Genomic DNA, 23,172 nt, shown 5'->3' on the forward strand with positions numbered 1-23,172 from the left:
CTCCCATCCTGCAGATGTCAGCCATGAAAGCGTCCGAGCGCCATCGCGCGATTCTCGATCTCGTCCTGACGGGCGACGCCAGCGTCGAACAGCTCAGCGCCGCGCTCGGCGTATCCGAAGCTACCGTGCGGCGCGACCTGACGACGCTCGCCAACCAGCGCCGTCTCGTGCGCACCTATGGCGGTGCGACGGCGCTGATCGGCGCGCATGAACCGGAGGCGTCGCTCGAGGAGCGCAAGGCGACGCAGCGCGAGCAGAAGGAAGCGATTGCTCGCGCGGCGGCCGCGCACGTGCATGACGGCGATACGCTGCTGCTCGACGGCGGCACGACCTGCGCCGCGCTGGCGCGGCATCTCGTCTCGCGCGTCGATCTTCATGTGGTGACCAACAACCTGCTTGCCGTCATGACGCTGGCGAACGCGCCCGGCGTCCATCTCACGTTGATCGGCGGCGATCTGCGCAAATCGAGCATGAGCACGCTCGGGCCGCTCGCCGAGCTGTCGCTGAGTCGCTTGAGCGTCGACAAGGCATTTCTCGGTGCGGACGGCGTGGTCGCGGAGTTCGGGCTGTGCGAAGCAAGCGCGCAACAAGCGTATCTGAAGGACTGCATCATCCGGCGTGCGGCCCAGACGTTTGTGCTCGCCGACGCCGACAAGCTCGGCCGCTCGCGGCAACAACACTGGACGCCGCTCGAACGGGACTGGCGCTTGATCACGTCGAGCATGGCCGGCGAGGCGCTTCTTGCGCCGTTCAGGGCGCTCGGACGCGTCGTGGTCGAGACGGCCGATATGGACACGCCGTCGCGCCCGACGATCTCGTGATACTGCGCGACGCCCGCAGTACAACGAGGCGGAAAGGCGTCGGACCTTCGACGACGAGATAGCGAACCGTCGGCCGAAAACATCCGACGTCACGTTCCATCTTTACCTTCCCGTAACACGTCGCGGCCTTGCTGCGATGCCGACCTGACGAACGCGTCCAGATCGCGGTTGAAACGCTCGGGCTCCTCGATGAACGGCGCATGGCCGGCGTCCGCGTACACGTGACTTACGATGCTCGGATTCAGCGCGGCCGCGCGGGCGAGCGTCGCCTGCGTGTCGACCAGTACGTCGCGACCTCCGTAGATGAAGAGCAGCGGTACGCGCGCCTTGGCGAGCCCTTCTGTGGCGAACACGGTCATGGTCGGCACTTCTCGCTGCATGTCCCACGATGCCATGGCGGCGTTCGCGAGCAGCCGCGCGAATGTGTCGGCGTCCGGCCGACGATTGAAACAAAGGCCGACGAAGGTACGCTCGCCGTCCAGATGCGTCTTCAGATCGGCCGAATTCATGTCGCGATAAACGTCGGGGTGAGCGACGATCTGACCGGGCGCGAGCTCGACCACGCCGTCGACATATACGGCACCCGCGATGCCGCTATCGCCATATTTCGCGAGATAGTTCGATATCACCACGCCGCCGAGCGACCAGCCGACCACGACGGGCTTGCGGGCATGCGAGCCGCGGATCACCGCTGCGAGGTCGTCCCCCCAGCGGCTGCCGTCGTGATAGGGCTCCGGGCCGGCCGGCTTGTCGGACAGACCGTGGCCACGCAGATCATAGGTAATGATCCGGTATCGGCTCAGTTCGCGGCTTCGCACCTGCGCATCCCAGTTCAGGCGGCTGCCGAGCAGTCCATGCACCAGAATGATCGGCTGGCCGTTCGGATTGCCGTTTTCCTGAACGGCGATCCTTACGCCATCCGCCGAGGTCACCGTATAGCTGTTCGGTGCTGCAAATGCGTGAGGAGCGGACGCAAGCAGCGTAACCGCCGAGAGCGCGGAAATCAGAAGGTGAGAGAACGTCCTTAAGCTCATTGTCTTGCCCGGGAGAGTGTCGGTACGCTTACTCTCAACCCTTACACTGATGTGAGAGTCAAGCGAATCGTGCTACGCTGCTTTGCATGAAAAACACGCCTTCCCGGCAGCTGCTGGCGATCGGACAACTTTCGCAACTCACCGGCGCCAGCGTGCGGTCGATCCGCCACTACGACGAACATGGTCTGCTCACTTCGGTACGTGCGAGCAATGGCTATCGCATGTTTCCCGAGAAGGCCGTCACGCAGGTCAAGCAGATTCAGCGCATGATCGCGACCGGATTCACCATCGACGATATTCGCGGTTTTCCCGACTGCATGCTTTTGATCGAGGGTGCCCGTTCTTGCGATCAGATCACCGACGTTCAGCGGGCAAGGCTAGAGGCGATCGAGCGTCAGATCGCCGACCTGGAAAAGCGTCGGGCGCGTCTTCTCAAGACCTTGAACGAAGGGGTGATTCCGCCGGTCGATTGATGCGGCGTGGCAATGGCCACGGCCGCGACGCTGCAGCCTGCGCGCTACCCGGCCTGGCGCCACGCGGCGCTCTCGCGTCCCTGCGTCAGCAGCTTGCGCGCAATCTCGGCCACGCGCGCCACGTGCGCGACGGCTGCGTCGCGCGCGGCCCTCCCGTCACCGGCCGCGATCCCGGCGAGAATCTCGCGCATTTCCTCGACCGCCTGCTGACCGCGATCGTCGGAAGCGATCGTCAGCGCACGCAGCCGATTGATGCGAGCGATCAACGTCTGCACGATCTCCCACGCAACGTGCTTTTTACCGGCGATGAACATGCGCTCGTAGAACGCCGACGTCAGCGCCTTCACCGCGTGATGATCCTGCGTATCGAACGCGTGCTGGATCCGGTCGATGCACGTCGAAAGATCTGCGACGAGCGACGCATCGGCATGCTCCGCGCAGGCCATCGCGGCCTCGCCCTCGAGCAAGGCGCGGATCTCGTAGATCTCGGCGGCCGTGTCGAAGTCGAGGACCGCGACGATGGGCCCCTGGTTCGGGATCGAGTCGACGAGGCCCTCCGTTTCCAGATGGCGCAGGACCTCGCGCACGACGGTCCGGCTGACGCCCAGGATCTCGCACAGTGAGCGTTCGACGAGCCGTTCGCCCGGCTGGAAATGCGCGTCGAGGATCGCGGTGCGCATCTTCTCGAGCGCGAGCTCCCGCAGCGTGGCAGTAGGCCGCTCGACTTTCAGTGACGGCAGTGCGGGACGCATGGCCGTTGCCGTCACGCTTGCGCGAACAGGCGCGCGTCGCGCGCATCCCACTCGACGAGCGCCTGTGCGCCGATCACGATGCCGTTGCCGTGTCGATGGGCGGCCGGCGTGCGGATCGAGATTTCCTGCTGCCACGGTGTCGCGACCGCGTAGTGCATCGCATCGCCGAGATAGGTGATGTCGCGCACCGTGACGGGCAGACCCGCGCCGACGGCCGACGCGGTTGCCGCGCCTGCGTATTGCACCGGGCGGATGCGTATCTGTTCCGGACGAATCATCAGCGTGCCATCGTCGCCGGCAGCGAGCGAGGGATGGAATGCGTCCGAGGCCGTTTCGACACCGTTGGGAAACACGCCGCCCATGCGACCGTCGCGTGTCTTCGTCACCTTGACCGGCATGAAATTCGAATTACCGATAAAGCTCGCGACGAAGCGCGACGCGGGATTCGCATACAGTTCCTCGCCCGTGCCCACCTGCTCGATCCGCCCCTGGTTGAACACGGCGATACGGTCGGACAACCGCAGCGCCTCCTCCTGGTCGTGCGTGACGTAAAGGATCGTCACGCCGGTCTCCTGGTGAATGCGGCGCAGTTCGAGCTGGATTTCCTCGCGCAGCTTCTTGTCGAGCGCGGACAGCGGCTCGTCCATCAGCAGCACGGGCGGATCGTAGGCCAGCGCACGCGCGATCGCGACGCGCTGCTGCTGGCCGCCTGAGAGTTGCGCAGGCATCCGGTTACGGCATTCGGACAGATGTACGAGCTTCAGCATCTGCTCCACTTTGGCGCGGACTTCCGCGTCGGGCCGGCGCCGCACGCGCAGCGGGAACGCGACGTTCTCGCCCACGCTCAGGTGCGGAAACAAGGTATAGCGCTGAAACACCATTCCGATGTTGCGCTGGTTCGGCGCAACCGAGAGCAGCGACTTGCCGTCGAGCAGCACGCGTCCGTCGGTCGGCTCCTGAAAGCCTGCGACGATATAGAGCGTGGTGCTCTTGCCCGAACCCGACGGCCCGAGGAAGGTCATGAATTCGCCCTTGCGCACGTCGAGCGACACGTGGTCGATCGCGACGACGTCATCGTAGGTCTTGCGCAGGCGCTGGATTTGCAGGAAAGCAGTCATGGCGTAGTACCTCAGTGAGCGCGTGCGCGGCGCACCACGGCGCCCGCCAGCATCAATACGGTCGTCAGTCCGACGAGCAGCGACGACGCGGCCGCGACGACAGGCGTCAGGTCTTGCCGCAGCGTTGCCCAGATCCGCACGGGCAGCGTCTGCAGTGTCGGGCTCGACATGAAGATCGACACCACGACTTCATCCCACGACGCGAGAAACGCGAAGACCGCGGCCGCAAACAGGCCGAGCCGGATGGCAGGCAGCGTGACGCGCAGCTTCACCGTGAGCGGCGATGCGCCGCAGATCAGCGCGGCGTCTTCCAGCGCCGTGTCGAAGCTCAAGAGCGAATTGCTGATCGCGATGATCGAAAACGGCAGCGCGATGATCAGGTGGCCGATCACGAAGCCGGTCATCGTGCCGTTGAGCCCGATACGCAGAAAGAATGCATAGAGCGCAACGGCGAGCACGACGACGGGCAGCACCATCGGTGTCAGGAAGAAGCCGCGCACCGCCTCGCGGCCGCGGAACCTGCCCCGCACGAGCGCCAGCGAGGCAAGAAAGCCGATCGCGACGGACAGCATCGTCACGATAATCGCCAGCTTCGCGCTGGTCAGCAGCGCGTCGATCCAGCCGGCGTCGGTAAACAGCTGCCGATACCATTCGAGCGTCCAGCCCGGCGGCGGGAAAATGAGCCATTGCGAATCGCCGAACGACAACGCGACGATAAACACGATCGGCAACAGCAGGAACAGTGCGACGGCCGCGCCCACGGCCACCAGAATCCAGCGCAGCGCGCCGAGGCGATCGAAATCGAGCAACATGTCAGCGGCCTCCGGCGGCGGCGTGTGCGCTGCCCGTGAAGCGCAGCTGCAACGCATAGAGCGCGAGCGTGACGGCAAGCAGCACGAAGGCCGCGGCGCCGGCGAGGCCCCAGTTCAGCAGCTCCTGCACGAGCTGCGCGATCAGTTCGGCCAGCATCATGTACGACGGCCCGCCGAGCAGCGTCGGCGTGACGAAGTAGCCGAGCGCCATGACGAACACCATCAGCGCACCGGACGCCACGCCCGGCATCGCGAGCGGCACGAGGATGCGCCAGAACGCCTGCCAACGGCTCGCACCGCACACCGCGGCCGCGCGCAGCGTCGACGGGTCGATGCCGCGCAGCGTCGCATGCAGCGGCATCACGAGAAACGGCAGCATGATGTAGGTCATGCCGATCGTCACGCCGGTCAGATTGTTCACGAGCGACAGCGGCTCCCGGATCACGCCGAGCGCCATCAGCGCGCGGTTGATCGGTCCCGTTCCCTGCAGCAGCACCATCCACGCGAACGTGCGCGCGAGCAGGTTCGTCCACATCGACAACAGCAGGATCGCGAACAGCACCGAACTGAGCTTGCGCGGCGCGATGGCGAGCAGCCACGCCATCGGAAAGCCAACGATCAGCGTGACGAGCGTCACGACCGTCGCGACAATGAACGTATTGCCGAACACGCGCGCGTACGTCGTCGAGCCGAGTAGTTGCGCGTAGTTGTGCAGCCCGGGCGCCGGCTCGAGCACGCTGCGCAACAGCAGCGACAGCACGGGCAGCAGGAAAAAGATCACGAGCAGCAGCATCGCGGGGGCCAGCAGCCGCACGCTGCGCCAATCGCGCCGCTTGCGCGGCGGTGTCGCGGCAGGATGCGCGACGGTACTCAATACGTTCGGCATGGTGTCTCCTTTGTCGGCCAGCGCCGGCACTTCAGTGCCTGTTGCCGCTGGCCCCATGCAGGTTCGTTGCGCTACCGGGCGGGTGCCGCCCGGTTCGGGATCCTGAACGGCGTTCGGGTGGGTACAACACGACGCGCCGGCTTACTTCGACTGCCACGCGTACCAGCGCTTCGCGATCGCATCGCGGTTCTCGGCCCAGTACTTCATGTCGAGATTGATCTGCGAACTCTTGTACTGGTCGGGCAGTGCTTTCGCGATCGCCGGCGGCATCAGCGCGGCCGACTTCACGTTGATCGGTGCATAGCCGGTATTGGCGGCGAACCTGGCCTGGGCCTCCGCGCTCGTCGCGGCGGCCAGGAACTTCATTGCCGCGTCGCGATGCTTGGCGCCCTTCGGAATCACGAGCATGTCCGCCGCGGTCAGGTTCTGATTCCACGACATGCCGACCGGTACGCCCGTCTGCGCGAGCGCATGCAGACGGCCGTTCCAGAACATGCCGATCGGCGCTTCGCCCGATGCGAGCAACTGCTGCGATTGCGCGCCGCCGCTCCACCAGACGATATCGCCCTTGATCGAATCGAGCTTCTTGAACGCGCGGTCGAGATCGAGCGGATACAGCTTGTTCGGCGCGACGCCGTCGGCGAGCAGTGCGATCTCGAGCACGCCCGGCGCCGACCACTTGTAAAGCGTACGCTTGCCCGGAAAACGCTTCGTGTCGAACAGATCGACCCAGTTCTGCGGCTGCGCACCCGTGTACTTCGCCTTGTTGTAGCCGAGCACGAACGAATAATAGAAACTGCCCACGGCAGACGGCGTCGCGAAGCGCGGGTCGAGGTCGGCCTTCTTCACCACGGAATAGTCGATCGGCTCGATCAGTCCGGCCTTTTCCGCCGCATACGCGAAGTCGCCTTCGACGTCGACCACGTCCCAGCTGACGTTGCCGCTTTCGACCATCGCCTTGAGCTTGCCGTAGTCGGTCGGTCCGTCCATCAGCACCTTGATGCCGCTCGCCTGCGTGAACGGCTGCGCCCAGTCCTTCTGCTGCGACGACTGGGTCGTGCCGCCCCAGCTCGTGAACACGATCGGGTCTGCAGCGAGCGCCGGTGCGGCGCAAAGAACGGCCAACGGTGCGATACAGGCAAGCTGCGATGCCAGACGCGATGCTGCGAAACGCGGGATGCTTCTGCTGCTCATGGTCTCTCTCCAGATGAAACGGGTGCGGCTTGCGGCCACCGGAACGGCAGCCCTCCGAATACGCGTGCTCGGTCCGGCAGCGCCCGCCGCGCCGGCTGCTCGATCGCCTCGTTCGTCACTGCGGCGCATCGGGCGCCGCCGATGCCGTTACGCGGCGGCCAGCGGCTGGACCGTACCGGCCTCCGTGTCGCCGACGTAGATTCCATATGCGTCCTGCCTGCGTTCGCGCACGTAGCGCTCGAGCATCGAGCGCACGGCGGTATCGGCGATGTCGTCCCAAGGAACCTGCCACAGCGGCACGATGCGAATACTGCTGTCGAACCACGGCGAACCGGTGGGCATCACGCGGCCGCGGTAATAGATGTGCACGCCCGGCTCGCGGCCGCCGGCCGATTCGAAGACGGCGAACAGGAAGTCGAGATGCGCGTTGAGCCCGAGCTTCGTCAGCACGCCGCGCAGGCTCGCCGCGTCGCTCGCCGGTTCGAGCCGGCTGCCGGTCGGCAGGCGCAGGCCGTGCGGCGTATCGACGAGCACCAGCCCGTCGCGATGTTCGAGAATCGCGCCCACCTGCGCGCGCCCCGCCGCGGACAACGCGTCCTGCGACAGGCTGAAGTTCACGTATGCGCCGCGGCAATAGCCGAGCGGCGACGCGCTCGTCTGCGCGAAGTCGACCACGCGTCCGATCAGAATGATGTGGTCCCCCGCGTCGACCACGTCGTGCGTCACGCAGTCGAAGCTCGCGGCCGCATCCCGGATCACCGGGGCACCCGTTTTGCGCGTATCCCACGGTACTCGGGCGAATTTGTCCTGTGCTTTCGAGGCGAACACGCCGGACACGTCGGCCTGGTTCTCCGCCAGCACGCTCACCGCAAAACGCTGCGTGGCCGAGAACACCGGATGGCTCGACGCCGTCTTCGCGATGCACACGAGAACCAACGGCGGATCGAGCGACACCGACGTGAACGAGTTGGCGGTGAAGCCGCGCGGCGAACCGTCGGGCTGGATCGTCGTGACGACCGTCACGCCGGTGACGAATGCACCGAGGGCACGGCGAAAGCCGGACGTGTCGAATGGCTGCTGCGCGATGGGCTCGGTTATCGACTCGGTCATGGCGTCCTCCCGCGATGGCTGTGCTGCTTGATGAGATTATGGTATGCCATCTTATGGGCTACAACAATGAACGCTGTATTATGGAATACCATGAGTCGGATCGGCAGACAAAACAAAAGGCCGCCGGCAAGTGTGCCGACGGCCTTCCGTGGTGAATCGCGCGTATCGACGCCCGCGCCGGCGTGTCGTCAACGGTCGTCGACGGCCTCGTCCTGCTGCTGCGCGAGCGCGGACTGCGCCAGCTCGGCAACGCGCTTGATGTGCGCCGCCGACGCCGCGGCAGCCGCGTCGCCGTCGCGCCGCTCGATCGCGTCGAGCAGGCGGTTCATCTCCGTATTGGAATCGCTGCCGCGCCCCGGCATCGCGATGGTCAGCGCACGCAGCCGGTTGATGCGCGCATTCAGCGTCTTGACGACCGTCAGCGACACGTGTTTGCCCGCCGCCTCGAACAGCGCTTCATAGAAACGTTCGGTGTATTCGAGCACGCGCGGCAGATCTTCCTTCTCGAACGCATCCTCGATCACCGCGCGAATTTCGCGCAGTCGCTGCACGACTTCGGGCGTCGCGCCCTCCGCGCACGCGCGCGCCGCATTGGCTTCGAGCAGCCCGCGCAGTTCGTAAATCTCGCCGACCTGCCCCGGATCGAGCCGCGCGACCACCGGCCCCTGCCGCGACACGGTCTCGACCAGCCCTTCCGTCTCGAGATGCCGCAGCACCTCGCGCACCACCGTGCGACTCACGCCGAGTTCGTCGCAGAGCGTGCGCTCGACGAGCCGCGCGCCCGGTCGGAAATAGCCCTGCACGATCGCGCCACGCAGCTTGTCGAGCGTCAGTTCGCGCAGGGTCTTGGCATTGCGGTCGATTTTCAGGTCTTGCATGGACGGCACTCTGGAAACGAAATGGCCTGCCGCCCCGAAAGCCGGCGGCCGACATGGAATGCCATATTATGACCTAACTGTCATCGAGCTTTCCATCCCGCCCGCCGCGTGCCCGGCGACGCCGCCGGTTCAGTCCTCCAGACCCTCGACGATCGAGATCTGCGCGCGGCAATGTCCGTCCCGCTTCGCCTTCGCCGTCTGGTATTCCGCCGAGTGATAACACGCGAGAGCGGTGTCCATATCGGGAAAGCGGATCACGACGTGGCGCTCGAACGCGTCGCCTTCGAGCGTCTGCGACGCGCCGCCGCGCGCGAGAAATACGGCGCCGAACTTCTTGAACGCCTGCGGCGCGAGACCCGTGTAGTCCTTGTACTTCACGGGATCCAGCACCTGCACGTGGGCAATCCAGTACGCACTCATTTTTCACCTCCGCTTTCGCGCAATTCCGAGACACGGGTTAACACTCATGGCATGCCGTAACATGGTATACCACAATGAATCCGACAATCAACGCATGAAAGGAAAGTGCCATGAGCCTGATTCGGAAATCCGTCCTCCACGTCGAAACGCTGTACGTGGATGGCGACAAGGTCGCTGCGAAACCGCTGAAGATGATCGGCGCGGCCGCGGTGATCAAGAACCCGTGGGCGGGCCGCGGATACGTCGAGGACCTGTCGCCGGAGATCCGCAGGCTCGCGCCGCAACTGAGCGAACACCTGACGCAGCTGATCCTCGACGAAGCCGGTTCGGGCGAGGCCGTCGAAGCGTTCGGCAAGAGTGCGATCGTCGGTCTCGACGGCGAGATCGAGCACGCATCCGCGCTGATCCACACGCTGCATTTCGGCAATACGTATCGGACGGCCGTCGGCGCGAAGTCGTATCTCGCGTTCAACAACACGCGGGGCCCGGCCAACGCGCCGCTGCTGATTCCGATGATGGACAAGAACGACGAAGGCCGCCGTTCGCACTACCTGACGCTCCAGTTCGCGATTCCTGACGCGCCGGCCGCCGACGAACTCGTCATTGCCCTCGGCGCGGCCACCGCCGGCCGGCCGCATCACCGCATCGGCGACCGCTACAAAGATCTCGCAGAGCTCGGAAATGACGTCAAGAACCCTGCCGCTGTCAAATAAGCGCGTCGCCCACTATCTCGACCAGGGCGCGGGCGAACCGCTGGTGCTGATTCACGGGGTCGGCATGCAGGCGAGCGCGTGGTATCCGCAGATCGACGACCTGTCGCGCGACTTTCGCGTGATCTCCGTCGACATGCCGGGCCACGGGAGAAGTGATCCGCTCGACACCGGCGCCGAGCTGCCGCAGTTCGTGCAGTGGGCGGCAGAGTTCATCGAAGCGCTGAAGGTCGGCCCCGTCAATCTGGCCGGCCATTCGATGGGCTCGCTGATCGCGGCTGGCGTCGCCGTGACGCGACCGGATCTCGTCAAGCGCGTGGCAGTCCTGAACGGCGTGTACCGCCGAACCGAGCAGGCGCGCGAAGCCGTACTGCAACGCGCCGCCGAACTGAGGTCGGGCACCATCGACGTCGATACGCCGCTCAAGCGCTGGTTCAACGCGGAAGAAGCGCAGCAGGCCGCCGCCCGGAAGGTGCAATCGTGGCTGCAGTCGGTCGACCTCGCCGGTTATGCGACCGCGTACCACGCCTTCGCGAACGGCGACGAGGTGTATGCGAACGCCTGGCACCGGATCGCCTGCCCCGCCCTCGTGCTCACCGGCTCGGACGATCCGAATTCGACGCCCGAGATGGCGCGACAGATGGCGCAGGCCGCACAGGATGGCAAGGCGGTCGTGATCGAGAACGAGCGCCACATGGTCAACCTGACCGCGCCCGACACGGTCAATCGCGCGCTGCGTACGTGGCTGCAGACCGTGCCGCAGGCGGAAACCCTGAAATCGGAAGTGTGACATGAGCCAAGCAATCAGCCAGGAAGCCTCGACGATCAACACCCGGGAGCTGCGCGATGCGTTCGGCGCGTTCATGACGGGCGTGACGATCGTCACGACTGCGCGCGACGACGGCCAGCCGCTCGGCTTCACCGCGAACTCGTTCTCGTCGGTGTCGCTGGATCCGGCACTGCTGCTCGTCAGCATCGCGAAGACGTCGAGCAATTTCCAGACGTTTTCCACGGCCGGCCACTTTGCGATCAACATCCTCGCGGAAGGGCAAACGGGGCTGTCGAACAGGTTCGCGCGCCCGAGCGAGAACCGCTTCGCGAACGTCGGCTGGCATCTGAGCGCACATCGTAATCCGCTGATCGATGACGTCAGCGCGTGGTTCGACTGCACGACGCACGAGGTGATCGATGCGGGCGATCACGCAATCATCATCGGCAAGGTAGAGGCGTTTCATTCGGCAGGCTATGCGGGGCTCGGTTACTACCGCGGCGGGTATTTCACGCCGGCGAAGCTGTCGACCGAAGTCATTGCTGGCCCGAAGGTCGTCGTCAGCGCGATCATCGCGCGCGACGACAAGGTGCTCATGATCCGCACCGCCGAGGGCAAGTGGACACTGCCCGCGAAGGCGATCGGCCGTGAAGGCGCCGACAAGGCGCTCGCCGAACTCTTCCGGCAATACCAGCCCGACGCATCGGCAAGCTTTATCTATTCGGTCTACAACAATACCGAGACGCACTATCAGTACATCTCGTTCCTCTGCAGCGCACCGGACGAAGCGGCGGCCGCCGGCGAATTCGTGAGCCTCGACGATCTCGACGCCGACGCGTTCCAGGACAGCGCGCTCGCCAGCATGCTCGAACGCTATCGCAAGGAGAGCCAGCTGAAGAGTTACGGCCTGTACTTCGGCGATCACAGCACGGGCACCGTCCGTCCGCTTCTTTCCTGAAAGGTCCCATCATGCGTTTTTCGCTTTTCGTTCACATGGAGCGCGTCTCCGACCAGACCAGCCAAAAGCAGCTGTACGACGAGATGGTCGAGCTGTGCCAGATCGCCGACCGCGGCGGCATGCACGCCGTCTGGACCGGCGAGCACCACGGCATGGATTTCACGATCGCGCCGAACCCGTTCATCAACCTCGCCGATCTCGCGAACAAGACGAAGCGCGTACGGCTCGGCACGGGCACGGTCGTGGCGCCGTTCTGGCATCCGATCAAGCTCGCCGGCGAAGCCGCGATGACGGACATCATCTCGGGCGGGCGCCTCGAACTCGGCATCGCGCGCGGCGCCTACTCGTTCGAATACGAGCGCCTGATGCCGGGTCTCGACGCGTGGAGCGCAGGCCAGCGCATGCGCGAGCTGATTCCGGCCGTGAAGAAGCTGTGGGAAGGCAACTACGCGCACGACGGCGAATTCTGGACGTTCCCGTCGACGACATCGTCGCCGCTGCCGCTGCAGCAACCGCATCCGCCGGTCTGGGTCGCCGCGCGCGATCCGAACAGTCACGAGTTCGCGGTGGCCAACGGCTGCAACGTGCAAGTCACACCGCTGCATCTCGGCGACGACGAAGTCGAGAAGCTCGTCGGCCATTTCAACGCCGCGTGCGCGAAGTACAGCGACGTGCCGCGTCCGCAGATCATGCTGCTGCGTCACACCTATGTCGCGAGCAACGAGGACGACGCGCAGCGAGCCGCCGACGAAATCAACGTGTTCTACAACTACTTCGGCGCGTGGTTCAAGAACGAACGTCCGGTCAGTCGCGGGATGATCCAGCCGCTCAGCCGCGAGGAAATCGCCGCGCATCCGTTCTACACGCCCGAAGCGATGCGCCGGAACAACGTGATCGGCACGCCGGCGGAAGTGATCGAACGTCTGAAGACCTATGAGGCGCTCGGCTTCGACGAGTACTCGTTCTGGATCGACACGGGCATGCCGTTCGAACGCAAGAAGGCGTCGCTCGAGCGGATGATCCGCGACGTGATGCCGGCGTTCCGGTAAGGGGACGATGTCATGAATGCACATTTTCAGCTGTATATCGACGGGCAGTTCGAGCCCGGCGCCGCCACCTTCGGCAGCATCGACCCGGCAACCGGCGCCGTGTGGGCGCAGATGCCGGAAGCCCGCACGGACGAAGTGAATCGCGCGGTCGCGGCGGCCCGCCGTGCACTGACCGATCGCGCCTGGGCAGGCCTGACCGCGTCAGCGCGCGGCAAACTGCTGTACCGGCTCGCGGACCTCGTCGAACAGGCTGCACCGCGGCTCGCCGAAATCGAAACGAAAGACACCGGCAAGATCATCCGCGAAACGTCGAGCCAGATCGCATACGTCGCCGAGTATTACCGCTACTACGCCGGCATCGCCGACAAGCTCGAGGGCAGCAGCATCCCCGTCGACAAGCCCGACATGCAGGTATGGCTCGAGCGGCAGCCGGTCGGTGTGGTCGCCGCGATCGTGCCGTGGAACAGCCAGCTGTTCCTGTCCGCGGTCAAGCTCGGCCCCGCACTCGCCGCGGGCTGCACCGTCGTGCTGAAGGCATCCGAGGAAGCACCGGGACCGCTGCTCGAGTTCGCGCGCATCGTGCACGAGGCCGGCTTCCCGCCCGGTGTCGTCAACGTCGTCACCGGCTTCGGCCCGGAATGCGGTGCGGTGCTGAGCAGCCATCCCGATGTGGACAAGGTCGCGTTCACCGGCGGCCCCGAGACCGCGCGCCACATCGTGCGCAATACGGCCGACAACCTCGCCAAGGTGTCGCTCGAACTCGGCGGCAAGTCGCCGTTCATCGTGTTCGCCGATACCGACGTTCAGAGCGCCGTGAATGCGCAGGTCGCGGCCATCTTCGCAGCCAGCGGCCAGAGCTGCGTCGCGGGTTCGCGCCTGCTGATCGAGGCTTCCGTCAAGGATCGATTCCTCGCGCTGCTCGTGGAACGCGTATCGCGGATTCGCATCGGTTCCCCCGGCGAGCGGGAGACCGAATACGGCCCGTTGTGTACCGAGCGACAGCTTCGCCACATCGAGACGGTCGTCGAGCGCTCGGTGCGTCAGGGCGCGACCGTGCTCGCCGGCGGAACGAAGCTGGAGCGCGACGGGTATTACTACGCGCCGACGATCCTCGACTGCACCGGCGTCGCGCACGCCGACAGCATCACGACCGAATTGTTCGGGCCGGTGCTATCGGTCGACACGTTCGAATCCGAGCAGGAAGCGATCGACAAGGCGAACGGCACCGCGTATGGCCTCGCGGCCGGCATCTTCACGACCAGTCTCACGCGGGCTCACCGCGTGTCGAAGCGCGTGCGCGCCGGCATCGTGTGGATCAACACGTATCGGGCCGTATCGCCGCTCGTGCCGTTCGGCGGCTTCGGCCTGTCCGGACACGGCCGCGAAGGCGGGCTGAGCGCCGCACTGGAATACACCACCACGAAGTCCGTATGGCTGCGCACGTCGGACGATCCGATCGGCGACCCGTTCGTGATGCGCTGAGCGGCGATCCGCTCACCTGCCGTATCGATTCATAAGCGACGGAGACCAGGCTGCGCCCGCGCGGCGCCGTTTGGTCCGGCAATAACGATGGAGACAGCATGACAAAGCAGGACAGCGACGGCGGCGTTCTCGCCATCGAAAGCAACTCGATCGAATATGTTCCGCCGGAGGCCCGCCACGGCAAGCCGGCCGACCTCTTCACCCTGTGGTTCTGCACGAACGTCGCACCGCTGGCCGTGATCTCGGGCGCCACGTCGGTGCTGGTGTTTCATCTCGACCTGGTCAGCGCGATTCTCGCGATCGTGGCCGGGCAATGCTTCGGCGCGATCTTTCACGCGCTCACTTCCGCGCAGGGGCCGCTCGTCGGCGTACCGCAGATGATCCAGAGCCGCGCCCAGTTCGGCCGCTACGGCTCGCTGCTCGTGGTTGGGTTCACCACGCTGATCTACCTCGGCTTCTTCGTATCGAACATCATTCTCGCGGGCAAAACGCTGCACACCGCCATGCCCGCGATACCCGTACCCGCCGCGACCGTCGTCGGCGCGGTGCTTGCGACGCTGGTGGGCGTGATCGGCTGCCACTTCATTCATCGCTTCAACAAGATCGGTGCGTGGTTCATGGGCGGCGCGCTGCTGATCGGCATCGCGCTGATGGCGCCGGGGCTCGACGCGCAGATCTTCGAGCGAGGGCATTTCGATGCCACGAACTGGTTCGCGATGTTCGGGCTGTGCGCCATCTGGCAGATCAGCTTCGCGCCCTATACGTCCGACTATTCTCGCTATCTGCCGACCTCCGCCGGATTCGGGAAGACGTTTGCGTATACCTACTTCGGCACGTCGCTAGGCACGATCTTCGCGTTCCTGTTCGGTGTGCTGGCAGTCAGCACCGGACATTCGACCGACGCGATGCAGGCCGTCCGCGAGCAGACCGGCGCGTTCGGCTACGTGCTGATCCTGCTGTTTCTCGTCAACATCATCGGCCACAACGGAATGAACCTGTACGGCGCAGTACTGTCGTTCATCACCGCCGCGCAGACGTTCCGCCCGCACTGGGTGCCGGGCCGCAACGTACGCGTCGCCGTGTCGGCGGTGCTGCTGGTGGCGTCCACCGCGATCGCCCTGTGGGCGTCGAGCAACTTCATCGCGATCTTTCTGAACGCGATCTTCGCGCTGCGCATCGTGCTCGCGCCATGGATCGCGATCAACCTGATCGACTTCTATCTCGTCAACAACCGGCACTACCGCGTCGCGGAGATCATCAGCAGCAATGGCGGCATGTACGGCGCGTTCAACGCCAAGACCACCGCGATCTACGTGTTCGGGATTGCGGTGCAGGTTCCGTTCATGGAAGAAAGCTTCTTCCGCGGCCCGTGGGCGTCGATTCTGGGCGGCGTCGACGTCTCATGGATGGTCGGCCTCGTCGTCACCGCGCTGGTGTGCTACCTGTTCGCGTCGCGGGACGACTCGCGTTCGCGAAGCCGGTGTCCGGCCGGCGCCGGCGCTCTGGATTAACGATGGAGATCGATCATGAATGAAGACGAGGCGCTGTTTCAGAAAGGCTTGCCGATCCGCCGTGAAGTGCTCGGCCCCGAATACGTCGATGCGTCGATGGAAAAGGCCGACGCGTTCATGATGGCGTTCCAGCGCGCCACCACCGCATGGGCGTGGGGATGGGCATGGGGCGACGACACGCTCGACCGGAAAACGCGCAGTCTGCTCAACCTCGCGATGCTGACTGCCGCCGGCCATACGAACGAACTCAAGCTGCACGTGAAGGGGGCGCTCAACAACGGCGTAAGCGTCGAGGAAATCAAGGCGACATTGCTGCACGCGACGGCTTATTCGGGCATTCCGCACGGGCTCAGCGCGTTCAAGGCAGCGCATGAGGTGCTCGTGTCCGAAGGGGTATTGAAATAAGCGCAGCGCCGGAGAAGCGGGTGGCATCGCGGCCTGTGTCGACGGACTGAATAGCCGTGGTTGGCCTACAGCTCGGGGCACTGTGTCGACCGTTGCCCCCGCTTCTCTCCATTTGACGTCGGGCGTAACCGACGACCGTTGCGGTTGCAGCTTCGACGCGCCATACCGACGACCTTCCTTCGGCGCGACGCAAACCGAGAGCACAACCTGCGCGCTACCATTCGGTCATCCATCGGCCCGGCCATTCCGCCGTTCAACCGCGCGCGCCGTGCATCGCTAACTTCTATCCAGAAACAAATCCGCCACCACCGACCGCAACCAGCGATTACCGGCCTCGTGGTGGTATTTCGCATGCCAATGCTGACGCACCGCAAACTTGTCGACCGGAAACGGACAGGGATGAACCGCGATCCCGTTCACGCGCGCGAGCGTCTCCCCGATGTTTCTCGGCAGCGTCGCAATCAGATCGGTCGACTGGATGATCGACCCGAGCCCGAGCATACCCGGCAGCTCGAGCACGACGTCGCGGTCGATGTTCTCGCGCAGCAGCGCCTGCTCCAGCAATTGCGCACCCGTGCCGGCCGCGATGATCACGTGTCCTTCGCGGCGGTATTGCTTGAGCGTCAGCTTCGCGCGCACGCGAGGATGATCGGGATTGGCGAGACAAACCCAATCCTGCATGTAGAGCTGTTGCTGGTACATGCCGCTGCCAAGCCACGGCACATACCCGATCGCGAGATCCGCCTCGCCCGATTCCAGCGCGCGCTCCGTGTTCCCGTCGATTCTCGCCGCTTCGAGCCGGATGCCCGGCGCCTGCGCGCGCACATGCGCGAGCATCTTCGGCAGCAGCGTGATGTGACTCGCATCCGTCATGCAGATCCGGAAGCGCCGCTTGGCCGTGGCCGGATCGAACGAGATTTCCCACGCCGAAAACCGCCGCAGCGACTCCAGGATTTCCCGGCACGGGCCGATCAACGCGTCTGCCTGAGGCGTCGGCGTCATCCCGGCGGGCGTACGCACGAACAACGGATCCTGCAAATGTTCGCGCAGCCGCCCCAGCCAGATGCTGATCGTCGGCTGGCTCTGCCCGAGCTGCTCCGCCGCCCGCGTCACGCTGCGCACGTCGTACAGCAAGTCGAAAAGCTGAAGCAGCTTGAGATCCGGCAGCTCGGCAGTGCCCATGGGTTCATTGTGTTTCGCAATGTCGCCATTGTATTCATTTCGTTGCGCCTATGCGGCACGCCTGACGAATGGACGCCCGCGGACAGGACTCGACGCCCTGCTTCCCGGATCGCAAGAACACCGCACTAATGGCGGTTGCGCTCACTCGCGCGCAGTATCCTCGTCATGCCGCGCGAGCGGAACGGTGAGCCGATCGATCAGCGCACGCGTCTGCGGTCGAACGCCGCGCCACCATGCGAACGCTTCGGCCGCCTGCTCGACCAGCATCCCGACGCCATCCGCGATGCCCTGCACACCGGCGCTGCGCGCGAGCTGCAGGAACGGCGTCAAACCCTTGCCGTAGGCGAGCTCGTAGGCGCTGCCGCTCGCGCTGAATACGCTGGGCGGAACCGGCGGCAGTTGTCCAGTGAGGCTTGCCGAAGTCGCGTTGACGACAAGGTCGAAGCGCCCCATCGATTCGAGGTCCGCGTAGCTGCACGCACGCAGCGCGCTGCCTGCGCCTGCTTGCTCGACGAGCGCTTGCGCCTTGTCCGGATGTCGGTTGACGATGACGAGTTCGGCGGGGCGCGCGCCGATAAACGGCAGCAACGCGCCGCGCACGGCGCCGCCTGCGCCGAGAATGAGTACGCGCTTGCCGGCCATTGGCTGATGCAGATTGACTTCGATGTCGCGCACGAGGCCGACGCCATCGAAGTTCTCGGCGATGACGCGACCGTTCTCGAACTTCATCGCGTTCACGGCGCCCGCGAGCGTCGCGCGTTCGCTGCGTTCGTCGGCCATCGCAAACCCTTTCAGCTTGAAGGGCGCGGTGACGTTCATGCCCTTGCCGCCCGCCGCGATGAAGGCTGTGACCGTGTCGGCAAACGCGCCGTCCGGTTCCAGCGGCGCCTCCATCGCGACATAGGCGATGTCCTGCCCGGTCTCCTCGGCGAACAGACGGTGGATCAGCGGAGACTTCGTGTGCCCGATCGGATTGCCGATTACCGCATACTGGTCGCTCATCACGCGCTCCTTTTCGAGAACAGCACGCCGTCGGTTTGCATCGCGTCGATTTCCGCTGCGCTGAAGCCGAGCGATTGCGCGACCTCCACGTTGTGCTGACCGAGATCGGGGCCGACTTCGCGAATCGACGTATCGCAATCGGAAAAACGGAACGGCAGGTTCGGCAGACGCAGCGTGCCGAAGCGCGGATGCGCCTGTTCGATGACCATGCCGCGCGCAACGATTTGCGGATCGTTGACGACCTCGTCGATGCGCTGCACCTTCGCGCAAGGAACGTCGACCTCGTCCAGCAGCGCCAGAACGTCGGCCACCGAGCGGCCGGCCACCCACGGCTTCACCACGGCAAGAATGGCCTCGCGATGGGCGTTGCGGCCGTTCGGGTCGTGAAAGCGCGTGTCGGTGCCGAAACCGGGGGGGCCGCCATGCTGCTCGACAACTGCCGCGAACCGCTTCCACGCATCGTCGACTTGCGCAGCGATGACGAGATCGCCGTCGGCGGCGCGGAACACGCCGTACAGCGTCGACGTCGGCATGTCGTGGCCGGTCTGCTCGGGAACGACGCCCTGCATCGTGTAGCACTGGACGGCATATTCGTGCATCGATACCAGCGTGTCGTACAGCGCCATGTCGATATGCTGCCCGCGCCCGCTCGTTACGCGGCCGAGCAGCGCCGCGTTGATCGCGGCGACTGCATGAATGCCGGTGTACATGTCGCCGAGCGAAATGCGCATGAGCGGCGGCGGCTCGCCCGGATTGCCGATCATCTGCATGATGCCGCTCTTCGCTTCGGCGATCAGGCCGAAGCCCGCACGATGCGCGTCGGGCCCCGTGTGGCCGTACGCCGAGATCGAGCAGTAGACGAGCCGCGGATTGCGCGCCGACAACGCCGCATAACCGAGACCGAGCTTGTCGAGTGCGCCGGGACGATAGTTCTCGATGAACACGTCGGCCGAGTCGCACAGGCGTTGCATGAACGCCTGGCCGCGCGGGTCTTTCATGTCGACGCTGACACCGCGCTTGCCCATGTTGAGCTGCAGAAAGTAGGCGCTTTGCTGGTCGTCCAGAATCGTCGCGTGCCGTCGCCCGGCATCGCCGCCGCCGGGGCGCTCGACCTTGATGACTTCCGCGCCGAGCGCGGCGAGGCAGCGGCCGACATACGGGCCGGCAAGAAAGTGGCTGTAATCGACGACGCGAATGCCTTCGAGAGGACGGGCCTGCATCAGTACGCTCCCGGACGACGCGGAATCATCAGACGATGCTCGCCGCGCTGGACGACCTGGCCGTCCTGGTTGATCAGTTCCGACGGCAGAACGACGATGCCCCAGTCGGGCTTGCTCTTGCTGGCGCGCATCGCGCCGACGCGGAACTTGACGTGCAGTACGTCGTTCACCTTGACCGGCAGCAAGAAATCCCAGGTCCAGCCGAGCGACATGCCGGGCACGAAGCGATAGTCGCTTTGCGTCTTGAGGCCGTCCGCAATGGACAAGCCGAACAAGCCATGCGCGACGATGCAGCCGAAGTGGCTCGCGTTCGCGTAGTCCTCATCGACGTGCACGGGCGTGTGATCGCCCGTGAGATCGGCATAGGCGAGAATGCGTTGCTGCGTGACCGTGTAAGTCGGACTGATGCATTCGTCGCCTTCCTGCGCATCGTCCCAGTATTTTTCGATGATGCGGCTCATGCTCACGCCTCCGCGCGCGGATTGATCGCCAGCGCCTGCGCGACGCACGTGGCCGGCTTCGCCTGAATGAGTTCGATCGCGAGTCCGTCGGGCAGGCGCAGCCAGTTGCGTCCCTGCGGCATTTCGGTTACGCCGAATGCCTGCGCCGCCGCGATGGCCGCGTCGAGGTCTTCGCACATCACGCCGAGATGCGCGAGCCGGCCCTCCGGTCCGTCGTGATGCGGCTCGCTGATGAATTGCAGACCGCCGAGCGTCCAGTATTGACGCGGCGCTTCGCGGCTGCCGTCGACTTCGCGCATGGTCATGCCGAGCACGTCCTCGAAGAAGCGGATATGCCAATGGATGTCCTTCACCCGGATGGCGACGTGCTCGAGATAGGCTTTCGGGGCGCTCATGCCGAGACCTCCTCTTTCTGGCGATCGATCATGGCGCGTTCAATCCCCTTGATGCAGGCGACGAGCGTCGCATTGACGGGCGTCGGCACGCCGAGCCGTTCGCCCCAGCGCACCACGGCGCCGTTGATGAAGTCGATCTCGGTGATCGACGCTTTCTCGAGGCTTTACAGCATCGACGTCTTGAACGCGGCCGGAAGGCCTTCGGCGGCCATGTTCCACGCGTCTTCCGCTGCGGCGATGGACAGCCTGACGCCGGCGGCTCTGGCCGCGGCCATCGCTTCTTCGATCGCCGCAAGCGACGTCGCCTTGAGGACGGGCTCGTCGTAAAGCTGACCGTAGGTCAGGCGCGTGATGCCGGTGATCGCGCCGGTCGCGACATTGATCAGCAGCTTGTCCCACATCGTGCCGAGAATGTTGTCGCTGACGCGCGTGGTCAAACCGGCGCCGTTGAACGCGTCCGCGACCGCCTGCACGCGGGCCGTGATGCGGCCGTCGAGTTCGCCGACGATCGTGAGCTTGCCCGTGACACCGCTCTGAATATGGCCCGGCGCGCGCAATACGCCGCCCACGTAGGTCTTGCCCGCGAGCACGCGTTCTCGTCCGACGATTTCGGCGAGCACGTCTTCGTGACCGAGGCCGTTTTGCAGCGACAGAACGACGGTTTCCGGCCCGACGAGCGCGAGCGCGCCGCGCATCGCCGCATCGGTATGGAACGACTTGACCAGCACGATCACGAGATCGACCGTGCCGACTTCGGCGGGATCCATCGTCGCGCGAACCTTGACGCGCCGCGTGCCGCGCTCGTCGTCGACCTGCAGCCCGTCGCGCGACATGGCCGCGACGTGCGCGGCAAACCGGTCGACGAGCCATGTCTCGTGACCGGCTTCGGTCAGCGTGGCGCCGATGGCACAGCCCAGCGCGCCGGCGCCCAAAAATGCGATCTTCATTAACGTCTCCTTGAATGGAGACCACGATACGGCGCGCGCCACATGTCGGCAATGCAATGAATTCAATAGCGCCATTGCATATCGCAATATTGGGACGACACGGGCGTAACGCTGCCGTAGCGCGCATGCCGTTTTGCGAGCGCTGGCGCGCACCGCCGCGCGGCCCAAAAAGCAAAAAGCCCGGCGCGAAGCCGGGCTTGCCGCGTGTTCGAACGTGGCGCCGCAATGCCTATCCCGCCGACGAAGCAGCCGACACGCCACGGTCCGCGCGCCGCCGGTACAGCGCGAGCGTCGCGCCGAGCCCGCACAGCGCAGCGAAACTCAGCCAGTAGCCCGGCGCGGCCTTGTCATGCAGCGCCTGAATCAGATATGTCGACACGGCCGGCGTAAACCCGCCGAACAAGGCGGTCGCCAGACTGAACGCCAGCGAGAACCCGGCGACGCGTACGTCGACCGGCATCACTTCCGTCAGCGCGGCAACCATCGCGCCGTTATACATGCCGAAGAAGAACGAGAACCACAGCAGCACGATCAGCATGCGCGCGAAGCTCGGCGCATCGGCGAGCCAGAACAGCGCCGGATAGGCCGTGAAGATCGCGAGCACGGAAATCGCGACGAGCAGCGGCTTGCGGCCGATGCGATCCGAGATCGCGCCGCCGATCGGCAGCCAGATGAAATTCGACGCGGCCACGAGCAGCGTCACCATCAGGCTGTCCGACGTGGACAGCTTCAGCACCGACCTGCCGAAGGTCGGCGTATAGACGGTGATGAGATAGAACGTCGTGGTCGTCATCGCCGTCAGCAGCATGCCGCCGATGACGATGCGCCAGTTGCCGAGCAGCATCGCGAAGATCTCGCGTGCCTGCGGATGGTGCCGCCGCGCTTCGAACGCCGCGGTCTCCTGCAGCGAGCGCCGCAGCAAGAACAGAAACGGCACGATCGCACAGCCGATGAAAAACGGCACGCGCCAGCCCCATGCGCCGATCTGCTGCGCCGACAGCCACTGGTTCAGCCCGTAACCGATGGCCGCCGCCTTCACGATCGCGACCTGCTGGCTCGCCGATTGCCAGCTCGTATAAAAACCCTTGTTGCCGGGCGTGGCCATTTCCGCGAGATAGACCGACACGCCGCCGAGCTCCGCGCCCGCGGAGAAGCCTTGCAACAACCGCCCGAGCAGCACCAGCGCCGGCGCGAGCAGGCCGATGCTCGCGTAGCCCGGCACGCACGCAATCAGGATGGTGCCGCTCGCCATGATCGAGAGCGTGACGATCAGGCCGGTGCGCCGCCCGACCTTGTCGATGTACGCGCCGAGAAAGATCGCGCCGAGCGGACGCATCAGGAACCCGGCGCCGAACACCGCGAATGTGAGCATCAGCGACGCGAACTCGCTGTCCGACGGAAAAAAGATCTTCGAGATCGATGTCGCATAAAAGCCGAACAAAAAGAAATCGAACTGTTCGATGAAATTGCCGCTGGTCACGCGCAACACGGCGGCGGCCCGCGTCATCGGCGAAACGCCGGACGTCGCGGCGATCGGTTCGGTACGGCTCATGGTGTCTCCTGCCTGTTGTGTTTGTGGTGAT

At 65.1% G+C, this 23,172-nt stretch carries 24 protein-coding genes and 1 pseudogene; 9 read left to right on the forward strand and 16 right to left on the reverse strand.

Going from position 1 to position 23,172, the window contains the following annotated elements; genetic code table 11:
* Positions 1 to 23: 23 nt before the first annotated feature.
* The gene (locus tag ACSHSS_RS08360) at positions 24 to 821 is read left to right on the forward strand and encodes a DeoR/GlpR family DNA-binding transcription regulator (protein WP_006414464.1); all 798 of its coding nucleotides are present in this window, start codon (positions 24 to 26) and stop codon (positions 819 to 821) included.
* Between the two features lie 89 nt (positions 822 to 910).
* Here ACSHSS_RS08360 and ACSHSS_RS08365 read toward each other — a convergent pair whose 3' ends face one another.
* Positions 911 to 1,855 carry an alpha/beta fold hydrolase gene (locus tag ACSHSS_RS08365; RefSeq protein WP_006414472.1) on the reverse strand — a complete coding sequence of 315 codons (945 nt, stop codon included), beginning with the start codon at positions 1,853 to 1,855 and terminating at the stop codon, positions 911 to 913.
* 86 nt (positions 1,856 to 1,941) lie between these two features.
* On the opposite strand from ACSHSS_RS08365, the gene ACSHSS_RS08370 reads away from it, so the two are divergent.
* Entirely contained in the window at positions 1,942 to 2,328 is a 387-nt protein-coding gene (locus tag ACSHSS_RS08370; RefSeq protein WP_006414453.1) for a MerR family transcriptional regulator, read from the forward strand.
* Positions 2,329 to 2,372: 44 nt separating this feature from the next.
* On the opposite strand, the gene ACSHSS_RS08375 is transcribed toward ACSHSS_RS08370, so the two are convergent.
* From ACSHSS_RS08375 to ACSHSS_RS08410, 8 genes are all read right to left on the reverse strand, one after another.
* Entirely contained in the window at positions 2,373 to 3,080 is a 708-nt protein-coding gene (locus tag ACSHSS_RS08375) for a GntR family transcriptional regulator (protein WP_006414457.1), read from the reverse strand.
* 11 nt (positions 3,081 to 3,091) lie between these two features.
* Entirely contained in the window at positions 3,092 to 4,198 is a 1,107-nt protein-coding gene (locus tag ACSHSS_RS08380) for an ABC transporter ATP-binding protein (RefSeq protein WP_006414460.1), read from the reverse strand.
* Between the two features lie 11 nt (positions 4,199 to 4,209).
* Positions 4,210 to 5,010: an ABC transporter permease gene (locus ACSHSS_RS08385; protein WP_006414456.1), complete on the reverse strand. Its 801-nt coding sequence runs from the start codon at positions 5,008 to 5,010 to the stop codon at positions 4,210 to 4,212.
* Between the two features lies 1 nt (position 5,011).
* Positions 5,012 to 5,896, reverse strand: a complete 885-nt coding sequence (locus tag ACSHSS_RS08390; protein WP_006399284.1) for an ABC transporter permease — start codon at positions 5,894 to 5,896, stop codon at positions 5,012 to 5,014.
* A 141-nt stretch (positions 5,897 to 6,037) separates the two neighbouring features.
* Positions 6,038 to 7,090, reverse strand: a complete 1,053-nt coding sequence (locus ACSHSS_RS08395) for an ABC transporter substrate-binding protein (RefSeq protein WP_006414468.1) — start codon at positions 7,088 to 7,090, stop codon at positions 6,038 to 6,040.
* 147 nt (positions 7,091 to 7,237) lie between these two features.
* Positions 7,238 to 8,200, reverse strand: coding sequence for a flavin reductase (locus ACSHSS_RS08400; protein ID WP_006414469.1), 963 nt, complete (start codon positions 8,198 to 8,200; stop codon positions 7,238 to 7,240).
* 188 nt (positions 8,201 to 8,388) lie between these two features.
* Entirely contained in the window at positions 8,389 to 9,078 is a 690-nt protein-coding gene (locus ACSHSS_RS08405; RefSeq protein ID WP_038442376.1) for a GntR family transcriptional regulator, read from the reverse strand.
* A gap of 129 nt (positions 9,079 to 9,207) precedes the next feature.
* Positions 9,208 to 9,498: a DUF1330 domain-containing protein gene (locus ACSHSS_RS08410; protein WP_006414438.1), complete on the reverse strand. Its 291-nt coding sequence runs from the start codon at positions 9,496 to 9,498 to the stop codon at positions 9,208 to 9,210.
* A 110-nt stretch (positions 9,499 to 9,608) separates the two neighbouring features.
* Between ACSHSS_RS08410 and ACSHSS_RS08415 the strand changes: the two genes are divergently transcribed.
* The 7 genes from ACSHSS_RS08415 to ACSHSS_RS08445 all read left to right on the forward strand — a co-directional run bounded on the left by ACSHSS_RS08415 (position 9,609) and on the right by ACSHSS_RS08445 (position 16,382).
* Entirely contained in the window at positions 9,609 to 10,211 is a 603-nt protein-coding gene (locus ACSHSS_RS08415) for an amino acid synthesis family protein (RefSeq protein WP_006399289.1), read from the forward strand.
* Positions 10,180 to 10,998, forward strand: a complete 819-nt coding sequence (locus tag ACSHSS_RS08420) for an alpha/beta fold hydrolase (protein ID WP_006414440.1) — start codon at positions 10,180 to 10,182, stop codon at positions 10,996 to 10,998. Before ACSHSS_RS08415 ends, ACSHSS_RS08420 begins: the two co-directional genes overlap by 32 nt.
* 1 nt (position 10,999) lies before the next feature.
* Positions 11,000 to 11,935 carry a flavin reductase gene (locus ACSHSS_RS08425; RefSeq protein WP_006414471.1) on the forward strand — a complete coding sequence of 312 codons (936 nt, stop codon included), beginning with the start codon at positions 11,000 to 11,002 and terminating at the stop codon, positions 11,933 to 11,935.
* Positions 11,936 to 11,946: 11 nt separating this feature from the next.
* On the forward strand, positions 11,947 to 12,984 hold the full coding sequence (locus ACSHSS_RS08430; RefSeq protein ID WP_006414450.1) for an LLM class flavin-dependent oxidoreductase: 1,038 nt from the start codon (positions 11,947 to 11,949) through the stop codon (positions 12,982 to 12,984).
* 12 nt (positions 12,985 to 12,996) lie between these two features.
* The gene (locus ACSHSS_RS08435) at positions 12,997 to 14,466 is read left to right on the forward strand and encodes an aldehyde dehydrogenase (protein ID WP_006414458.1); all 1,470 of its coding nucleotides are present in this window, start codon (positions 12,997 to 12,999) and stop codon (positions 14,464 to 14,466) included.
* Positions 14,467 to 14,564: 98 nt separating this feature from the next.
* A complete protein-coding gene (locus ACSHSS_RS08440) occupies positions 14,565 to 15,977 on the forward strand; it encodes a purine-cytosine permease family protein (protein WP_006414465.1) in 1,413 nt (470 codons plus the stop codon).
* A 15-nt stretch (positions 15,978 to 15,992) separates the two neighbouring features.
* The gene (locus ACSHSS_RS08445) at positions 15,993 to 16,382 is read left to right on the forward strand and encodes a carboxymuconolactone decarboxylase family protein (protein ID WP_006399295.1); all 390 of its coding nucleotides are present in this window, start codon (positions 15,993 to 15,995) and stop codon (positions 16,380 to 16,382) included.
* 276 nt (positions 16,383 to 16,658) lie between these two features.
* Here the strand turns inward: ACSHSS_RS08445 and ACSHSS_RS08450 are convergent, their stop codons facing one another.
* From ACSHSS_RS08450 to ACSHSS_RS08480, 7 genes and pseudogenes are all read right to left on the reverse strand, one after another.
* Positions 16,659 to 17,564, reverse strand: coding sequence for a LysR family transcriptional regulator (locus ACSHSS_RS08450; protein WP_006405472.1), 906 nt, complete (start codon positions 17,562 to 17,564; stop codon positions 16,659 to 16,661).
* Positions 17,565 to 17,705: 141 nt separating this feature from the next.
* Positions 17,706 to 18,566, reverse strand: a complete 861-nt coding sequence (aroE, locus tag ACSHSS_RS08455) for a shikimate dehydrogenase (protein WP_035956905.1) — start codon at positions 18,564 to 18,566, stop codon at positions 17,706 to 17,708.
* Positions 18,566 to 19,786 (reverse strand): CaiB/BaiF CoA transferase family protein, encoded by a 1,221-nt coding sequence (locus ACSHSS_RS08460; RefSeq protein ID WP_006414444.1) that lies wholly within the window; start codon positions 19,784 to 19,786, stop codon positions 18,566 to 18,568. Before ACSHSS_RS08460 ends, aroE begins: the two co-directional genes overlap by 1 nt.
* Positions 19,786 to 20,247, reverse strand: coding sequence for a MaoC family dehydratase (locus ACSHSS_RS08465; protein ID WP_006414466.1), 462 nt, complete (start codon positions 20,245 to 20,247; stop codon positions 19,786 to 19,788). The genes ACSHSS_RS08460 and ACSHSS_RS08465 overlap by 1 nt, the downstream gene beginning before the upstream one ends.
* Positions 20,248 to 20,249: 2 nt before the next feature.
* Positions 20,250 to 20,642, reverse strand: a complete 393-nt coding sequence (locus ACSHSS_RS08470) for a VOC family protein (protein ID WP_006414442.1) — start codon at positions 20,640 to 20,642, stop codon at positions 20,250 to 20,252.
* Positions 20,639 to 21,589 (reverse strand): annotated as a pseudogene (locus tag ACSHSS_RS08475) (ketopantoate reductase family protein). The gene ACSHSS_RS08470 and the pseudogene ACSHSS_RS08475 overlap by 4 nt, the downstream one beginning before the upstream one ends.
* Positions 21,590 to 21,818: 229 nt before the next feature.
* Complete coding sequence (locus ACSHSS_RS08480) at positions 21,819 to 23,141, reverse strand: MFS transporter (protein ID WP_006414454.1); 1,323 nt, start codon at positions 23,139 to 23,141, stop codon at positions 21,819 to 21,821.
* Between the last annotated feature and the right edge of the window lie 31 nt (positions 23,142 to 23,172).

It is taken from the genome of Burkholderia sp. BC1 (assembly GCF_052683555.1).

What these genes read in the sequence shown, in the direction of transcription:
- ACSHSS_RS08400 (WP_006414469.1), bottom strand. Translation starts at nt 8,200, where the DNA reads ATGACCGAGTCGATAACCGAGCCCATCGCGCAGCAGCCATTCGACACG.
- ACSHSS_RS08365 (WP_006414472.1), bottom strand. Translation starts at nt 1,855, where the DNA reads ATGAGCTTAAGGACGTTCTCTCACCTTCTGATTTCCGCGCTCTCGGCG.
- ACSHSS_RS08410 (WP_006414438.1), bottom strand. Translation starts at nt 9,498, where the DNA reads ATGAGTGCGTACTGGATTGCCCACGTGCAGGTGCTGGATCCCGTGAAG.
- ACSHSS_RS08440 (WP_006414465.1), top strand. Translation starts at nt 14,565, where the DNA reads ATGACAAAGCAGGACAGCGACGGCGGCGTTCTCGCCATCGAAAGCAAC.
- ACSHSS_RS08460 (WP_006414444.1), bottom strand. Translation starts at nt 19,786, where the DNA reads ATGCAGGCCCGTCCTCTCGAAGGCATTCGCGTCGTCGATTACAGCCAC.
- ACSHSS_RS08430 (WP_006414450.1), top strand. Translation starts at nt 11,947, where the DNA reads ATGCGTTTTTCGCTTTTCGTTCACATGGAGCGCGTCTCCGACCAGACC.
- ACSHSS_RS08435 (WP_006414458.1), top strand. Translation starts at nt 12,997, where the DNA reads ATGAATGCACATTTTCAGCTGTATATCGACGGGCAGTTCGAGCCCGGC.
- ACSHSS_RS08360 (WP_006414464.1), top strand. Translation starts at nt 24, where the DNA reads ATGAAAGCGTCCGAGCGCCATCGCGCGATTCTCGATCTCGTCCTGACG.
- ACSHSS_RS08425 (WP_006414471.1), top strand. Translation starts at nt 11,000, where the DNA reads ATGAGCCAAGCAATCAGCCAGGAAGCCTCGACGATCAACACCCGGGAG.
- ACSHSS_RS08405 (WP_038442376.1), bottom strand. Translation starts at nt 9,078, where the DNA reads ATGCAAGACCTGAAAATCGACCGCAATGCCAAGACCCTGCGCGAACTG.
- ACSHSS_RS08395 (WP_006414468.1), bottom strand. Translation starts at nt 7,090, where the DNA reads ATGAGCAGCAGAAGCATCCCGCGTTTCGCAGCATCGCGTCTGGCATCG.
- ACSHSS_RS08375 (WP_006414457.1), bottom strand. Translation starts at nt 3,080, where the DNA reads ATGCGTCCCGCACTGCCGTCACTGAAAGTCGAGCGGCCTACTGCCACG.
- ACSHSS_RS08390 (WP_006399284.1), bottom strand. Translation starts at nt 5,896, where the DNA reads ATGCCGAACGTATTGAGTACCGTCGCGCATCCTGCCGCGACACCGCCG.
- ACSHSS_RS08420 (WP_006414440.1), top strand. Translation starts at nt 10,180, where the DNA reads ATGACGTCAAGAACCCTGCCGCTGTCAAATAAGCGCGTCGCCCACTAT.
- ACSHSS_RS08415 (WP_006399289.1), top strand. Translation starts at nt 9,609, where the DNA reads ATGAGCCTGATTCGGAAATCCGTCCTCCACGTCGAAACGCTGTACGTG.
- ACSHSS_RS08380 (WP_006414460.1), bottom strand. Translation starts at nt 4,198, where the DNA reads ATGACTGCTTTCCTGCAAATCCAGCGCCTGCGCAAGACCTACGATGAC.
- aroE (WP_035956905.1), bottom strand. Translation starts at nt 18,566, where the DNA reads ATGAGCGACCAGTATGCGGTAATCGGCAATCCGATCGGGCACACGAAG.
- ACSHSS_RS08445 (WP_006399295.1), top strand. Translation starts at nt 15,993, where the DNA reads ATGAATGAAGACGAGGCGCTGTTTCAGAAAGGCTTGCCGATCCGCCGT.
- ACSHSS_RS08450 (WP_006405472.1), bottom strand. Translation starts at nt 17,564, where the DNA reads ATGGGCACTGCCGAGCTGCCGGATCTCAAGCTGCTTCAGCTTTTCGAC.
- ACSHSS_RS08465 (WP_006414466.1), bottom strand. Translation starts at nt 20,247, where the DNA reads ATGAGCCGCATCATCGAAAAATACTGGGACGATGCGCAGGAAGGCGAC.
- ACSHSS_RS08470 (WP_006414442.1), bottom strand. Translation starts at nt 20,642, where the DNA reads ATGAGCGCCCCGAAAGCCTATCTCGAGCACGTCGCCATCCGGGTGAAG.
- ACSHSS_RS08480 (WP_006414454.1), bottom strand. Translation starts at nt 23,141, where the DNA reads ATGAGCCGTACCGAACCGATCGCCGCGACGTCCGGCGTTTCGCCGATG.
- ACSHSS_RS08385 (WP_006414456.1), bottom strand. Translation starts at nt 5,010, where the DNA reads ATGTTGCTCGATTTCGATCGCCTCGGCGCGCTGCGCTGGATTCTGGTG.
- ACSHSS_RS08370 (WP_006414453.1), top strand. Translation starts at nt 1,942, where the DNA reads ATGAAAAACACGCCTTCCCGGCAGCTGCTGGCGATCGGACAACTTTCG.